This is a genomic window from Emticicia sp. C21 (assembly GCF_003418935.1).
Taxonomy (GTDB): Bacteria; Bacteroidota; Bacteroidia; order Cytophagales; family Spirosomataceae; genus Emticicia.
The window spans coordinates 216,969-231,193 of sequence record NZ_QVMT01000002.1; the positions used below are offsets into that span (position 1 = coordinate 216,969).

At 40.2% G+C, this 14,225-nt stretch carries 7 protein-coding genes; 3 read left to right on the forward strand and 4 right to left on the reverse strand.

The window, feature by feature from the left end; all coding sequences use genetic code 11:
* The first annotated feature begins 47 nt into the window (after positions 1 to 47).
* Positions 48 to 4,361 carry a DNA-directed RNA polymerase subunit beta' gene (gene rpoC, locus D0T08_RS05825; protein WP_116981667.1) on the forward strand — a complete coding sequence of 1,438 codons (4,314 nt, stop codon included), beginning with the start codon at positions 48 to 50 and terminating at the stop codon, positions 4,359 to 4,361.
* Positions 4,362 to 4,671: 310 nt separating this feature from the next.
* The gene (locus tag D0T08_RS05830) at positions 4,672 to 5,241 is read left to right on the forward strand and encodes a fasciclin domain-containing protein (RefSeq protein ID WP_116981668.1); all 570 of its coding nucleotides are present in this window, start codon (positions 4,672 to 4,674) and stop codon (positions 5,239 to 5,241) included.
* A 93-nt stretch (positions 5,242 to 5,334) separates the two neighbouring features.
* Here D0T08_RS05830 and D0T08_RS05835 read toward each other — a convergent pair whose 3' ends face one another.
* From D0T08_RS05835 to secA, 3 genes are all read right to left on the reverse strand, one after another.
* Positions 5,335 to 5,838, reverse strand: a complete 504-nt coding sequence (locus tag D0T08_RS05835) for a methylated-DNA--[protein]-cysteine S-methyltransferase (protein WP_116981669.1) — start codon at positions 5,836 to 5,838, stop codon at positions 5,335 to 5,337.
* A 307-nt stretch (positions 5,839 to 6,145) separates the two neighbouring features.
* The gene (locus D0T08_RS05845; RefSeq protein ID WP_116981671.1) at positions 6,146 to 6,679 is read right to left on the reverse strand and encodes a hypothetical protein; all 534 of its coding nucleotides are present in this window, start codon (positions 6,677 to 6,679) and stop codon (positions 6,146 to 6,148) included.
* A 28-nt stretch (positions 6,680 to 6,707) separates the two neighbouring features.
* Complete coding sequence (gene secA, locus D0T08_RS05850) at positions 6,708 to 10,034, reverse strand: preprotein translocase subunit SecA (protein WP_116981672.1); 3,327 nt, start codon at positions 10,032 to 10,034, stop codon at positions 6,708 to 6,710.
* Positions 10,035 to 10,343: 309 nt separating this feature from the next.
* Here secA and D0T08_RS05855 point away from each other — a divergent pair, with 309 nt between their 5' ends.
* Positions 10,344 to 13,265 (forward strand): FAD-binding and (Fe-S)-binding domain-containing protein, encoded by a 2,922-nt coding sequence (locus D0T08_RS05855; RefSeq protein WP_116981673.1) that lies wholly within the window; start codon positions 10,344 to 10,346, stop codon positions 13,263 to 13,265.
* A 35-nt stretch (positions 13,266 to 13,300) separates the two neighbouring features.
* Here the strand turns inward: D0T08_RS05855 and panB are convergent, their stop codons facing one another.
* The gene (panB, locus tag D0T08_RS05860) at positions 13,301 to 14,116 is read right to left on the reverse strand and encodes a 3-methyl-2-oxobutanoate hydroxymethyltransferase (RefSeq protein WP_116981674.1); all 816 of its coding nucleotides are present in this window, start codon (positions 14,114 to 14,116) and stop codon (positions 13,301 to 13,303) included.
* Positions 14,117 to 14,225: the final 109 nt, after the last annotated feature.

A 14,225-nucleotide genomic window follows, 5' to 3' on the forward strand; every position in this document is an offset into this window, starting at 1 on the left:
ACAGGTTAAGATTTTAAAAAATCATTTTCACATCAATCATAAGGAAAATGTCTTTAAAGAAAAATAAAAAACTTAATAGCGACTTCAACAGCATCACCATTAGCTTGGCTTCACCAGAGTCAATCTTGGAGAGCTCGTTTGGAGAAGTAACACAGCCGGAAACGATCAACTACCGTACCTACAAACCAGAGATGGGCGGTTTGTTTTGTGAGCGTATTTTCGGACCTGTGAAAGACTGGGAATGCCACTGTGGTAAATACAAACGTATTCGCTACAAAGGTATTATCTGCGACCGTTGCGGGGTTGAGGTAACCGAGAAAAAGGTACGTCGCGAGCGCATGGGACACATCGAACTGGTGGTTCCGGTAGCACATATCTGGTATTTCCGTAGTTTACCAAACAAAATCGGGTATTTGTTAGGAATGTCGTCGAAGAAACTCGACCAAATTATTTACTACGAACGTTACGTTGTTGTTCAACCTGGTATCAAAGGCGAAGATGGTATCTCTGCCAATGACTTCCTGACAGAAGAAGAGTATCTTGATATAGTTGACAAACTACCAAGAGAAAACCAGATGCTTGACGATAAAGACCCGAATAAATTTATCGCCAAAATGGGTGCAGAGGCATTAGAAATGATGCTTTCTCGTATTAAGTTAGATGAACTTTCTTATGATTTACGCCACGCTGCGGCAACTGATACTTCTCAACAACGTAAAGCAGAAGCTTTAAAACGTCTGAAAGTGGTAGAAGCCCTACGTGATGCCAATACTCGTATCGAAAACAAACCTGAGTGGATGGTTATCCGCATGGTTCCGGTTATTCCACCAGAATTGCGTCCGCTTGTACCTCTTGATGGTGGTCGTTTCGCAACTTCTGACTTAAATGACCTTTACCGTCGTGTGATTATTCGTAACAACCGTTTGAAACGTTTGTTGGAAATCAAAGCCCCAGAGGTAATCTTACGTAACGAAAAACGTATGTTGCAAGAGGCTGTCGACTCATTATTCGACAACTCTCGTAAAGTAAACGCTGTTCGTTCAGAAGGTAACCGTGCTTTGAAATCCCTTTCAGATATGTTGAAAGGTAAACAAGGTCGTTTCCGTCAGAACTTATTAGGTAAACGTGTTGACTACTCTGGTCGTTCGGTAATTGTGGTAGGTCCGGAATTGAAACTACACGAGTGTGGTTTGCCTAAAGATATGGCAGCTGAGTTGTTCAAACCATTTATTATCAGAAAACTGATTGAGCGCGGAATCGTGAAAACAGTAAAATCTGCTAAGAAAATCGTTGACAGAAAAGACGCCGTAGTTTGGGATATTCTTGAAAACGTATTAAAAGGACATCCTGTTTTGCTAAACCGTGCTCCTACGCTTCACCGTTTGGGTATCCAGGCATTCCAACCTAAATTGGTTGAGGGTAAAGCTATCCAGTTGCACCCGTTAGTTTGTACGGCCTTCAACGCCGACTTTGACGGTGACCAGATGGCGGTACACGTACCACTAGGTCAGGAGGCAATTATGGAAGCATCAATTTTGATGTTGGCTTCTCATAACATCCTTAACCCTGCGAACGGTGCACCAATCACGGTACCTTCTCAGGACATGGTGTTAGGTTTATATTACGTAACAAAAGGACGTAAATCAACTGAAGAAGACAAAGTGCCCGGTGATGGTATGACTTTCTACTCGGCAGAAGAGGTAATTATTGCCTTGAATGAGGGTAAAGTTTCAAAACATGCGCACATTAAATGTCGCGTAAAAGTAAAAGACGAAAACGGACAATTAGTTGATAAAGTAGTTGATACAGTTGCAGGTCGTATTCTCTTCAACCAATGTGTGCCAGAAGAGGTAGGTTATCTTGACGAATTATTGACCAAGAAAAAACTGCAACAGTTGATTGGTCGCGTATTCAAAGAAGCCGGATATGCCCGTACAGCGAAATTCTTGGATGATATAAAAGAACTAGGATACCAGACAGCCTTCAGAGGTGGTTTGTCTATCGGTTTGGATAACATCATCGTTCCTCCGGAAAAAACAAAACTAATCACAGATGCGAAAGCAGAAGTTGAGGAAGTTCAGAATAACTATATGTTCGGTATTATCACAGAGCGTGAGCGTTACAACCAGATTATCGATATCTGGGGCCGTGTAAACACACGTATCCGTGAGGTATTATTGAAACAATTGGAAGCTGACCAGAAAGGTTTTAACCCAATCTATATGATGATGCACTCGGGTGCACGTGGTTCGCAAGAGCAAGTGCGTCAGTTGGGTGGTATGCGTGGATTGATGGCGAAACCTCAGAAAAATATCCAGGGTTCAGTAGGGGAGATCATCGAAAACCCAATTCTGTCAAACTTCAAAGAAGGTCTTGACGTATTGGAGTACTTTATTTCTACCCACGGTGCTCGTAAAGGTTTGGCCGATACAGCCTTGAAAACAGCCGATGCGGGTTACCTGACTCGTCGTCTACATGATGTTGCTCAAGACGTGGTAGTAAACGAAGAAGATTGTGGTACATTACGTGGTATTCAGGTATCTGCCTTGAAAGATAACGAAGATATCGTTGAACCATTATCAGAGCGTATCTTAGGTCGTACATCAGTTTATGATATCATTGACCCTCTTACCAAAAAACTGATTATCAAATCAGGTGAGGAAATTACAGAAGAGATTGCTGCTCAGATTGATGAAACAGCTATTGAAACTGTAGAGATTCGTTCGGCATTAACCTGCGAAACGCAAACGGGTGTTTGTTCTAAATGTTACGGACGTAACCTTGCTACTGGCCGTATGGCTGATATGGGTGAAGCCGTAGGTGTAATTGCCTCACAATCAATTGGTGAGCCAGGTACACAGCTGACACTTCGTACTTTCCACACAGGGGGTACTGCCCAGAACGTTGCTTCTGAAGCCAACATCAAAGCCAAATTTGGTGGTGTGATTCAACTGGAAGAGATGCGTACGGTACCATCTGTTGACCGTGAAGGCAACGAGATCACTATTGTGTTGGGTCGTCGTGGTGAGATTCGTATCCTGGAAGAAGGTACTAACAATATCCTGATTACCAACAACGTACCTTACGGTGCTACTTTAGAGGTTAAAAATGGTGATATAGTGAAAAAAGGAGATTCTCTTTGCCACTGGGATCAGTTCAACGCCGTTATCCTTTCTGAGTTAGATGGTACTATTGAGTACGAAGCTATCGAAGAAAACATCACATATAAGGAAGAGGCCGATGAGCAGACAGGTTTCCGTGATAAGGTAATCATCGAGTCGAAAGACCGTTCGAAAAACCCTGCTATCATTGTAAGAGTTGGTGGTGATGAAGATAAAGCTTATAACTTACCTGTAATGGCTCGTTTGACTGTTGAAAATGGTCAGAAGATTAAAGCAGGTCAGGCCATAGCAAAAATCCCTCGCGCTATCAATATGAACCGTGACATTACGGGTGGTTTGCCTCGTGTAACAGAGTTATTTGAGGCTCGTAACCCATCGAATCCGGCGGTTGTATCTGAAATTGATGGTATCACACAATACGGTTCTGTAAAACGCGGTAACCGTGAGATCTTCGTAGAAGCAAAAGATGGTGTTAAAATGAAATACATGGTACCTCTATCAAAACTGATTCTGGTACAGGATGGTGACTTCGTTTTAGCAGGTGACCCTCTATCAGATGGAGCTATCACACCAGCCGATATTCTACGTATCAAAGGACCTACCGCCGTACAGGAGTACTTAGTAAACGAGGTACAAGCCGTTTATCGTCAGCAAGGGGTGAAGATTTCAGACAAACACATCGAGGTAATTGTACGTCAGATGATGCAGAAAGTTGAAATTGTAGATTCAGGTGATACGCTATTCCTTGAATACCAGATGGTTGATAAATGGGTAGTTCGTTTGGCCAACGACAAGATCATGGATAAGAAAGTTGTAATGAATGCAGGTGCTTCAGATAAATTCAAGCCGGGTCAGATCATCAGCGCTCGTGAGATGCGTGATGAGAACAGCCGTTTGAAACGTGCCGACCTGGCACAAATCGAAGTACGTGATGCTATGCCGGCCGTTTCTCGTCCGACACTACAAGGTATCACAACTGCCTCATTAGGTACTGAATCATTCATTTCTGCGGCATCGTTCCAGGAAACTACTAAAGTGTTGTCAGAAGCTGCTGTAAGAGGTAAGCGCGATACACTGGAAGGTTTGAAAGAAAACGTTATCGTAGGACACTTGATTCCTGCCGGAACAGGTAACCGTAAATATCAGAACATACTTGTTGGTAACAAAGCTGAACTGGAAGCTGCCGCTGAAAAGCGTAAAGCTCAGGAAGCAGCGAAACAACGTAGAGAATATGTTTAAAATATAATAAGTAGGGGTTCAGAATTCTGAACCCCTACGTTAGCAAACAATCCTCCTTATCAGATGATAGGGAGGATTTTGTTTTTTAGGATTTGTATATCTGAGCCTTTCTAATGAACGTATTTCATTATACCTCTAATACTATATTTAACTTTTGAGGAACAAAATCCCCAGACTAATGGTATTTTTAGTACTATTAATCTGTATTTTAGTTTAAAACTCCTCTTTCTGATGCTGGAACAGTTTCTTTACTATTATTAATGAGCATAATTGGCTCACAAATATTGTATTCACAAAAACTAACAAAAGCATGAAAACTATCTCATTATTATTAGTGTCTGCTTTGATTTCACTGGGGACATTTGCACAAGAAACAGGATCAGGAGAGAGAAAAGTCATGGTTGGTGGCTCTGAAATGAGTTCTAATAAAAATGTTGTTGCAAACATTATGAGCTCAAAAGAACACACTAAACTTGTTGCATTACTAAAGTCTGCCGGACTAGTAACTACGCTACAAGGACCTGGACCATTCACAGTTTTTGCTCCTACTAACGATGCTTTTATGAAGATGGGTGCTACACCCTCTAAATCAACCTTAACAAAGGTTTTAAAGTACCATGTAATAGATGGTAAATGGGATTCGAACGATATTATGGCAGGTATAAATGGAAATGGTGGTACCCTTTCAGTAAAAACTATGCAGGGTGGAACATTGAAATTCTCAATGAGTGGAAGTAACCTGATAGTAACCGATGAAAATGGTATGACTGCCACAGTTACCTCTAAAGATGTGTATCATAGTAATGGTGTAGCACACGTAGTTGATTCTGTACTGATGCCATTTGATAACAAAAAAGTGGTAAGTATGAATAATAAATAGATTTTGAGAATCTATTATAATAAGGTAGCAGTAAAGGGTTCAGCGTTTTACTGCTATTTTTTTAGCTTTTGCTTTCTCTACTGCTTGGTTTGATTAAAATAAACTCAATTGTTCTTCTTTCGGCAAACTGCCTTCGTGACGTAAAAGCCATTCTTTTCGCCATAAATCTCCTCCGTAGCCAACCAGGCTTTTGTCAGAGCCTATTACTCTATGGCATGGGAGAATGATGGTTAAAGGATTATTGCCGTTAGCAACGCCTACTGCTCTAATGGCTTTTTCGTTGCCAATAATGCGTGATAATTGTAAGTATGAGATGGTTTTCCCATAAGGAATACCTTTCAGGCTTTCCCAAACTAATTTTTGAAATTCAGTTCCCTCTGGTAATAGGGGTAAATCAAAGTCTTTTAATTCTCCTTTAAAATACGCATCAAACTGCCTGATACATTCATCAATAACCGTTGAATTTTCAGGCGTTTCCTGTAATTGTCTGCTGGGTTTTTTCTGTGCTTCCCGAAAGAGCACATGGGTTAAGTGTGTATCTGTAGCGATAAGTTCTAATGCTCCAAGAGGAGAATCATAGTGTTTAATATAGGGCATATTGGTTGAACCTTTGAATTTTTGGCCAAGCTTTCATTTGCTGTAATCTGTATAAAGTTATACAAATTTTCTTCTGATTTAGTGCGTTTTTTTCGTAGAGACGACATGCTGGCGTCTCCACAAGCATATCTGATCCAATAAATGGTATTTTAGGGATAAAAATAATAGACCGTAAATAGTGCTCATAGGCCACAGAAGACGCCAACATATCGTCTCTACGAATACAATTTATAAAAATACAAAGCAAAAGAAGCCGCTAAAACTTAGCGACTTCTCTTGTTTTTTTGCCTTAGGCTTTATAATAAGTCTAAATTTTTTGTCTTACTAATGTCAACCTTTTATTTGATCGTTCTTCTTTTAAAAGAGAAATCTCTTCAAATGCTATAACATTAAATGTGTCAATGAGTTGCTTATTCCGAAGTACTTTCATAATCGTTTGATTGTTTTCGTCAGATATGGCAACTGTATAAAAATCTTTGTTAGTTACTACTTTTGATCTTGAACGGCACAACTCTTGTTCCACTTGAGCAAATGCGGCTTTTCTATAGAAAACCAAGCCTATAACATTACAACAATCTTTTATCTGAATATAGTAATTACTAGCATCGCCATAATTGTCACCATACAAATAGAGAGTATCAGATTTATAGAAAGAACTATCTTTATTACATATTAACCAAGAAACAGAACCTGTAGTAGTAATTGCTCTTTTATTTCTATTCTCTTCTCCAATACTTGATTTGAAAATATTAAGTAGTTGAGATTTTGTTGGTCTTGAAATTTGTCCGAATAATTCTTGCCCAAAAAATGATAAAGCAAGAAAAATACATACAATTCTCATCTACTTAAGATTTTTAGTTTGTATTACCTTAATCAACCAATACAGCTTTTCCGCTGATTACGTCTTCTTCCACATGTTTGTATTTTACTTCGCGTTTCACAGTACCATCTTTGTATTGTACGCTTACACGTTGATTTCTGTCAGCAATTTTCTGAGTACGCGCCGGAGTAATAGGGCGTGAGCCTGAATCAGAGCTTCCGATACCACCGTCTTCTTCTGCCTTATTGGTTTGTAATTTCGGTTTTTCTTCTCTCGGAGGCGCTAGTTGCTGGAACCTTAATTCTACAACATTCGCTTTCATCAGGAAGCTAACTGTATCAGCATTTACCTTATTCAGGAAGTTTTTAAACAACTCTACTGCCTCGAATTTATAGATTAACAATGGATCCTTCTGCTCATAAGAAGCATTCTGTACCGATTGTTTCAAGTCGTCCATATCGCGTAGGTGTTCTTTCCATTCCTGGTCAATAACTGTTAACGAAATATGTTTCTCTATTTCTTTGATTAACTCTCTGCCATCGCTTTCTACGGCATCTTTCAGATTGCAGTACAAACCAATGTTTTGCGTACCATCACCAATAATGGCTACAAACGGCTCATCTACCAACGCACGGCGGTCTTTTAGCACATCAGATAAAACAGGTACCATTGTTTTACGGATATGATCATTCTTTGCCTTATAGGTTCTTTCAGCCTGCTGATAAAGTCTGTCTATTAATTTAGTATTTCCTTTCGAAAACTCATGGCGTTCAATCTCAGGTTTAATACTTAATTTCTGAATGCTGCGTAGTTCAAATTCATCATAATTCCCCTCTGCATTCATCACAATATCACTACAGGTATCATACAGAATATTCGCAATATCCAATGATAATCTATCTCCAAAAAGGGCATTTCTACGACGTTTGTAAATCGTATCACGTTGGATATTCATTACGTCGTCGTACTCAATCAAACGCTTACGAGTACCAAAGTTATTCTCTTCTACTTTTTTCTGTGCTCGTTCAATAGAGTTGGTAATCATAGAGTGCTGAATCACTTCTCCCTCTTCCATACCCATTCTGTCCATTACTTTTGCAATACGGTCAGAACCGAATAAACGCATCAACTGGTCTTCTAATGATACGAAAAATTGTGAAGTACCGGGGTCTCCCTGACGACCGGCACGACCTCTCAACTGGCGGTCAACACGACGAGAATCGTGGCGCTCTGTACCGATAATAGCCAGTCCACCGGCGGTTTTACTTTCAGGAGTTAGCTTGATGTCAGTACCACGACCAGCCATGTTGGTGGCAATCGTAACCGTACCCGGTTTTCCGGCTTCTGCTACGATATCGGCCTCACGGGCATGTTGCTTCGCATTCAATACCTGGTGTGGAATCTTACGAAGGGTAAGCATTCTGCTCAGAATCTCTGAGTTTTCAACAGAAGTTGTACCTACCAGTACCGGGCGACCAATGCTTACCAATTGCACGATTTCATCTACTACAGCATTGTATTTTTCACGAACAGTTTTGTAAACCTTATCTTCTTCGTCTTTACGGATAATTGCTCTGTTGGTAGGGATACTAACCACATCCAGTTTATAAATCTTCCAGAACTCCCCTGCTTCTGTTTCGGCAGTACCCGTCATACCTGCCAGTTTGTGGTACATACGGAAGTAGTTCTGCAAGGTAATAGTCGCATAAGTTTGCGTCGAATCTTCTACTTTTACGTTCTCCTTAGCTTCAACAGCCTGGTGTAAACCATCCGACCAACGACGGCCATCCATGATACGACCTGTCTGCTCATCCACAATCATTACTTTGTTATCCAACACTACATACTCAACATCTTTTTCGAATAAGGTATAAGCCTTTAATAACTGATTAACAGAGTGGATACGCTCGGCTTTCAAAGAATAATCACGAATGACTTCATCTTTTTTGATGATTTTATCCTGCTCCGGCAAATCTGATTTTTCGATAGCAGCTAAATCAACACCTAAATCAGGCATTAAGAAGAAATTGTGGTCTTCGCCTTCTCCGGTAATAAAATCAAGACCTTTATCTGTTAACTCGATTGAGTTATTTTTTTCATCAATAGTAAAATACAATGGAGCGTCTGCCTCAGGCATTAATTTCTGGTTTTCAGCCAGATAAGTTGCTTCTGTTTCGTGTAAGATTTGTCTCATCCCTTGTTCAGACAAATACTTAATCAAAGGCTTGTTTTTAGGCAAACCACGGAACGCACGGAATAAAGCTAAACCACCCTCTTTTTTATTACCTGCCGCAATCAGCTTTTTAGCTTCATTGAGGTAACTATTAGTCAAAGTTTTCTGCGCTTCTACAATACGTTGGATACGTGGTTTCAATGATAAGAATAGTTCTTCATCACCTGTGCGTGACATTGGCCCACTGATAATCAATGGTGTACGGGCATCATCCACTAATACGGAGTCAACCTCATCGACCATTGCGTAGTGGTGTTCGCGTTGTACCAACTCTTCCGGGTCGTTTACCATGTTATCACGTAGGTAATCGAAACCAAATTCGTTATTTGTACCATAAGTGATACCAGCCGCATAAGCAGCTCTACGAGCAGATGAGTTGGCCGGATGTTTATCAATACAATCGCAGGTGATACCATTGAACTCAAAAATCGGTCCCATCCACTCCGAGTCACGACGAGCCAGGTAGTCGTTCACCGTTACGATATGTACACCCTTACCTGCTAACGCATTCAAAAATGCCGGGAAAGTTGCCACTAAGGTTTTACCTTCTCCGGTTGCCATTTCGGCAATTTTACCTTTATGCAGGGCAGCGCCACCAATAATCTGTACATCGTAGTGCACCATGTTCCAGGTTATTATATTTCCGGCGGCTAACCACTGGTTTTGCCAGATAGCCTTATCACCCTCTATTCTGATATGGCCTTTTTTCATGGCCAACTCACGGTCGAGATGTGTAGCAGTAACAGTGATTTCTGCATTTTCAGTAAAACGGCGAGCCGTTTCTTTTACAATCGCAAACGCTTTTGGCAGAATCTCTAAAAGAACTACTTCCAGTTCTTTGTTTCTATCCAGTTTCAGTTCATCAATTTTTCTGAAAGAAGCTTCTTTTTCATCAACCTCCATATCAGGATTATTGTCGATGTTTTCTTTCAATTGATTAATCTGGTCGTCGATATGTGAAAGTTTCTGCGCAATATAGTTTTGTAACTTGGTGGTCTTAGCACGAAACTCATCATGGGAAAGACTCTTCAATTTGGCAAATTCTTCATTTGTCAGTCCTACATAAGGTTGTAACTCCTTATTATCCTTATCAGACTTTGTTCCGAAAATCTGTGTGATTCCCTTGGTTAAAAAATTCAGCATCTGTATATCTTGTTCTTAATTTCTTATTGATATGAAACTTTACCTGTCAAATACCTCTCCAAATCCATTAAACCTGCCATTTTGTCAATCTTTAAATGGCTGATTGTGAAGTATTTCTATTTTTAAGGCTGCAAATTTACGCTTTTATGACAGTTTAATAACAACAAAATTAGGGGAATATTGTTAATAAATGTCCATGTAATGTGGTGAACGGCGAAATTTTAAAGTTTATTTAATTCTTTTCTTTTTAGATACGTAGCAAATCTGCCTTTTCTTCCTCAAATTTGAACCCTAAAAAAACAGAACCCCATGTTTGAGTCATTGCTGAAAGATTTTGAGGGAGAATTATACTTTAGAGATACCATTGTTGACGAGGCCATCAGAACGGTTTATGCCACCGATGCCTCTGTGTATCAGGAAAAACCTATTGCTGTAGCCTTACCAAAAAGTGTTCAGGATATTCGTCAGTTAATCCATTTTGCTAATAGTAATCAACTTACTTTAATACCTCGTGCCGCCGGTACATCACTGGCTGGACAAGTTGTGGGAAAAGGATTGGTAGTAGATATATCTAAAAATTTTACCAATATTTTAGAAGTCAATCGGGAGGAGAAGTGGGTACGAGTGCAGCCCGGAGTGATTCGTGATGATTTGAATGCCAATCTGAAGCCCTATGGATTAATGTTTGGGCCGGAGACTTCAACGTCTAGCCGTGCGATGATTGGAGGAATGATTGGGAATAATTCATGTGGCTTACATTCTATTATCTGGGGAACGACAAGAGATAATCTGCTGGAAGTGAAAACCTTATTATCAGATGGAAGTGAAGCAGTTTTTGGAGCTATTACTGCTGAGGAATTGAATAAGAAAAGCCAATTAAAGAATAAGGAGGGAGAGATTTACAGAGAGTTAATTGCTTTAATTGATAATTCAGAAAATCAGGAAGCAATCAGAACCGGATTTCCTAAAAAGGCAATTACCCGCCGGAATACTGGTTATGCCCTTGATGTAGTTGAGGAAATGTGGCAAATAAAAACCGGGAACCCTTTCAACCTGAGTAGCCTGATAGCAGGGTCGGAGGGGACTTTATGCTTTGTCACAGAAGCTAAATTGAAACTGATAGACTTACCACCCACCGAAGTAGGAATGGTAGCAGTGCATACAGTCAGCTTACACGAAGCATTAATGGCAAATCTGATTGCCTTGAAACATGAATGCTCGGCTTCGGAATTAGTAGATGATTTTATCATGGAGTTTACCAAAACCAATATTGAGCAATCGAAAAATCGGTTCTTTATTGAGGGTGGCCCTAAGGCGATATTGATGGTAGAGTTTTTTGCTGAAACGGAAGCAGACTTGAGAGAAAAAGCTGAAAGGCTAATAGCGGAATTGAAAGATAATAACTTAGGATATGCTTATCCGATTTTACTACAGGATGATGCCAAAAAAGCATGGGAGGTACGCAAAGGGGGATTAGGCTTATTAAGAAACTTACCCGGTGATACGCAACCCGTTAATCTGATAGAGGACTGCGCCGTTGACCTGGAAGACTTACCGGCTTATATTGCTGAGTTAGAAGTACTACTCAAAAATCATGGTGTTCAATATTCCATGTATGCACATGCAGGCGCAGGAGAATTGCATGTAGAGCCGATGGTAAATCTTAAAACATCAGAGGGCAGAACATTATTCCGTACAATTCTGGCAGAAACAGCAGCATTGGTTAAAAAATACGGTGGTTCGCTTTCAGGGGAACATGGGGATGGGCGGTTGAGAGGTGAGTTTATCCCGTTTATGATGGGAGAGAAGAACTATAATCTATTCAGACAGGTAAAGCAGATTTTTGATGCAAATGGTATCTTCAATAAAGGCAAAATTGTAGATACACCACCGATGAACGAATTTCTGCGTTACGAAGCTGATAAGAATATTCCTGTTCAAAAGACTGTCTTTGATTTCTCTAAACAGGAGAGTTTTTTACGTTTAGCCGAAAAATGTAGTGGCTCAGGTGACTGCCGGAAAACCGAGATAACGGGTGGAACCATGTGCCCAAGCTATATGGCTACCCGAAGTGAGAGAGATACTACCAGGGCAAGAGCCAATATTTTACGGCAATACCTGACGGATAACTCTGAGACAAAAGCAGCCGGAATGGAAGAAACGAAAGAGATTCTGGATTTGTGTCTATCCTGCAAAGCATGTAAATCAGAATGTCCTTCTAGCGTAGATATGGCAAAAATGAAAGGTGAGTTCTTGCAGCACTATTATGATGAACATGGTATTTCTTTCCGCTCTAAACTGATAGGTACTTTTACTAAGCAGATGCGTTTGGCAAGTATACTTCCCTGGGGGTATAACTTTATTTTTAAAACGGACTTTACCCGCCGCATAGCTAATCGGATTGTTGGGTTTCACCCAGATCGTACAATGCCCTTGTTACACAGCCACACTTTAAGAAATTGGTATAAAAATGCCAAAGAGGTAAAAGACTTTAATTCAACTAAAAAGGTCTACCTGTTTTGTGATGAGTTTACAGATTTCAATGATGTTGAGGTCGGCAAAAAACTGATTTTGCTTTTACAGAAATTAGGTTATCAAGTATTGATTCCGAAACATGTAGAAAGTGGGAGAACGTACCTGTCAAAAGGCATGATTAGGGAAGCCCAAAAGATTGCTATTCAGAATGTAAATGCCTTGAAAGATTTGGTGAAAGAGGAGATACCAATCATTGGCATAGAACCATCAGCTATTCTGACGCTTAAAGATGAATATCTGGAATTAGTACCGGAAAATTTCAGAGAAGCAGCCCAGCAGATCGCTCATAATACCTTTATTTTTGAAGAATGGTTTGCCCGCGAAATAGATAGAGGAAATATTAAGAAAGAAGCATTCTCTACTGAAAAACGGTTGATAAAACTACACGGACATTGTCACCAGAAAGCTTTATCCTCTCTCACACCAAGTAAGAAAAGCTTATCATTACCTGCCAATTACGAAGTGCATCTGATTCCATCAGGCTGTTGTGGTATGGCTGGCTCTTTTGGCTATGAAGCCGAACATTATGATGTTTCTATGAAAATCGGTGAGTTGGTATTATTTCCGACAGTTAGAAAACAATCGAAGGAGGTAATTATTGCTGCCCCAGGTACAAGCTGTCGCCATCAGATAAAAGATGGAACGGGGCGTGTAGCAAAGCATCCGGCTGAGATTTTGTACGAGGCACTCTTATAACTGTGGCGCGAACGGGACGTTCGCGCCACAGTTAGCTAATAAGACTCTTTTTCATTAGGGAAATCAGAAGATTTCACATCCTTAGTATAATTCTTAACTGCCTCTGTCATAATCGTATGCAAATCGGCATATCTGCGTAAGAAACGAGGAGAAAACTCTTTGTTAATACCCAACATATCATGTACCACTAAAATCTGTCCATCGCAATGAGGACCAGCACCGATACCTACTGTTGGAATACTGATGCTTTCGGTAACTTTTTTTGCTAAATCAGCTGGAATCTTTTCTAATACTACACCAAAGCAACCGACTTCGTCAAGCATTTTGGCATTGGCTATCAATTGCTCTGCTTCTTCCTCTTCTTTGGCTCTTACGGCATAAGTACCAAATTTATAGATAGATTGTGGTGTAAGCCCCAGGTGTCCCATCACAGGAATACCTGCGCTTAAAATTCTCACAATTGATTCTTTTACTTCAATGCCACCCTCTAATTTAACTGCGTGTCCTCCTGATTCTTTCATGATTCTGATGGCTGAACGCAGTGCTTCTGATGAATTACCCTGATACGAACCAAAAGGTAAATCTACTACTACTAAAGCCCTTTTCACAGCCTTGACCACCGCCTGCGCATGGTATATCATATTATCGACAGTAATCGGCAAAGTAGTTTCATGACCCGCCATTACATTCGATGCCGAATCACCTACCAAAATGAGTTCTACCCCTCCACCATCAACAATTTTGGCCATTGAGTAATCGTAAGAGGTAAGACAGGCTATCTTATCGCCTTTGCGTTTCATCTCCTGCAAGGTATGGGTAGTAATGCGTTTTATTTCAGAATGAGTAGACATGGAAGAAATTAGTGAATTAGCGATTTACTGAATTAGTGATTAATTTTTAACAGATTCTACTATAACGTTTCTCTGTTCTTTTAGTTCTTGAAGCAAAGTAAAGAAGCTT